Raw genomic sequence first — 2590 nt, forward strand, 5'->3', positions numbered from 1 at the left:
CTCGCCGAATTCTTGGACAGATGTAGAATTGGTTAAGGTATATCAACCAATAAATGACATAGACCTTACGGTCAAAGACATAAAAGTGATTCAAGTAAGCGAAGACCTACCTTTGGTTGCGAAAAAGAAAACAATGGTTAGAGTAGATGTGGGGTTTACTTCGAGCGATCCGAATATTGATCATGTTGATAATATTGAAGTAAAGCTTGAATTTGGAAATTTTACACTAAGTCAATCACAAACAATAAAGAGCAACTATGACCCCAGGAATGTTCAGGATAATTTCAGTATTACTTATTGCAAAGATGCATTTATATTTTTCATTGCTGATAATGATCTCCCAATTGCAGGTAATTACAATATAAAAGCGATAGTCGATCCCAGGAATCAGATACAAGAGAAAGATGAGAATAATAACGAGTTTTCTAAGAATATGGGTTTTCAGAATGTGCGCAAATATAAATTGCTTTACATTCCTAGTTATCCTTGGGAATAGTATGCCAACACGGCAAGGATGGGATGAACAAGAGAGGTTTATGATTGCTACTTACCCATTAGTTCGAAGCACAGCTCAAAATAAATTCTTACATGAATTTAGGGATGATTTGGGGGTTTATACAAATCAAAATCCAATGTGGTGGTTTAAAGTTGCCGCACTGGTTGAGCAAACGGGCGATTGGTATAATCAAGTAAATCCTAACGGGATGGCTGACAGGTTTGTTGGCTATGTTGCCAACGGGGGAATGGGTTTTGCTGCGGGTATTACTTTCCCTTGGGCTTGTCCTCAAACAGTATTAGTTGATCTAGACTATGGAGTGCCATCACTTGCACATGAAATAGGTCATACGTATCATTGGTATGCCCTCCCTCCCGAGGAATATTCCCACTATCCGCCTAATGGTAAAGAGATAAATGACGGTATTACTATCTATAATACCTTTTTGAACCGCGCTGAATATCTTGGAGATCACAATATATATTACAGAAATCGAAAATGGTCTTTTATGGGACGTCCCGATAACTATAATCAAGCATGGGTTAGAAACGATGTTTATGCCGACCTGTTTTCTAAATTTAAGAATGTGAATGACCCGGAAGTGTTGTTAATTAAGGGGACGATAGATAAAAATGACAACGCGAATATAACTTCTTGTTATCACTTCGATTCCGGAATCGCGAATGATTCTATGGAAGGGGAATATTCTTTGCAATCGCTTTCCACATCAGGAGTGTTATTAAATACTTTTACCTTTGCTGTTCCGACATTAGATCCAATGCCCGAAAAAATACCCTTTGTTTTCCTTATCCCATATCATCCGGACACGCAAAAGATAGTGATTAAACATAATGATATTATCATGAAAGAAATAACAAAGAGTAACAATTCCCCGCAGGTTTACATAACTTCACGATATGAAAACAATGGAGCATTAAATCTTTCTTGGATAGCTTCTGATCCTGATAGAAGCGATGAATTACATTTTACCGTTTTATACAGCCATAATAACGGCAATAATTGGGTACCCGTTAAAATAGATATTCCTCAGAATGAATCAAAAAAATATAGTTTTTCGTACAATGTGACAAATCTTCCAGGCGGGGCTCAAGCGCTTTGGAAAGTTATCGCAACGGACAATTTTAACCGAGCAGAAGCCATATCGCTTCCTTTTAGTGTGCCTGATAAGCTGCCTACAGTAGAAATCGCTTCGCCTATTGATGGTTCAGAGTTTCTTCTTGGAAATAAGATGTCTTTTAGAGGATTGGCTTACGATATGGAAGATGGCGAATTGGACGCTTCCGCTACATGGACATCTAGTATTGATGGCGAGTTGGGAAAAAGGATACCGTTTGAATATTCGAATCTATCTTTAGGAAGTCATGTTATTACTCTTTCTGTCACTGATAGTGCTGGTAAGTCAGTAGAATCTACTGTGAATGTAACCATTACTGAAAACCAAAATCCTGATATTGCGGTAACGGCAATATTTTCAAGGCCGGACGTTTTTATTGTAGGAGAAGAGTCAAAGATTACCGCTAAGCTTTTTAATAAACGGGTTGATGCCTTTTGTGATGCGACATTTTACATTGACGGTACGCTTATTCAAAAATTCGAGAATGTTTCTTGTGTTGCTAACGATTACACGGAAGTAGTGCTAAAATGGACGCCTTCAGAGGCTAAAAACTATACGATAAGCGTGGAATTGTCCAATTTTAATCCCTCTGATGAATTTGCCGGCAATAATTATCTAGAAAAGACAGTGAAAGTAATAAAACGGAAAGTTCCCTTTGAAGAGTTTAATATTAAACACTGGCGCATTCATTGGGATCAGGGAAAACATGACAAAAACAAATTCCAGCTTAGTGGCCGGATAGACCTGCCGGATGGTTATACTTTGGATATGCTCCAGAAAAAAGGTGTTGTTACTATAGCCATTGAAAAGAAAGACAGCGCGCCGTTCTCGCAAACCGCTACGCTTGATTTTAAACAACACGGCCCTATTTGGCATTATAAAGCGCCGAAGGCGCAAAACGGCACTGAACCCTTAGACATCGAAAAAATGCTCATTTTTTGGCAGCCAGAGGGGTTAGA

General features: G+C 38.5%; 2 protein-coding genes. Both read left to right on the forward strand.

Features of this window, described 5'->3' with window-relative positions; translation table 11 throughout:
* Nucleotides 1-496, forward strand: a 496-nt coding sequence (locus HY817_03870) for a hypothetical protein (protein MBI4836371.1), incomplete at its 5' end; no start/stop codon positions are given.
* Nucleotide 497: 1 nt separating this feature from the next.
* The coding region (locus tag HY817_03875; protein ID MBI4836372.1) for a hypothetical protein at nucleotides 498-2590 on the forward strand (2093 nt) is incomplete at its 3' end.

The organism is Candidatus Abawacabacteria bacterium, from assembly GCA_016207805.1.
Taxonomy (GTDB): Bacteria; Patescibacteriota; Gracilibacteria; order RBG-16-42-10; family RBG-16-42-10; genus JACQZO01.